Annotated in this window: 1 tRNA gene; it reads left to right on the plus strand. The window is 37.1% G+C overall.

What is annotated here, in order from left to right:
* Positions 1-94 precede the first annotated feature (94 nt).
* Positions 95-170, plus strand: a tRNA-Ala gene (locus HMPREF2852_RS07310).
* Positions 171-232 lie beyond the last annotated feature (62 nt).

The following is a 232-nucleotide window of genomic DNA, read 5'->3' on the forward strand; positions in this document are numbered from 1 at the left end:
GAGTAAAAAGTCGGTACGCTGACTTTTACCAAAGAAAATAAAAAAAAGATTGTTTGGAACGAAGCAAACTTTGTAGTAAATTTAAAGGTTACATGGGGGTGTAGCTCAGTTGGGAGAGCACCTGCCTTGCACGCAGGGGGTCAAGAGTTCGAATCTCTTCATCTCCACCATGAAAAAAACCTGTCGGTTTTTTTCACTATGTACCTAATAAAATTAAATAGCTATAAATATT

Source organism: Anaerococcus sp. HMSC065G05, assembly GCF_001812365.1.
Lineage (GTDB): Bacteria > Bacillota > Clostridia > Tissierellales > Peptoniphilaceae > Anaerococcus > Anaerococcus vaginalis.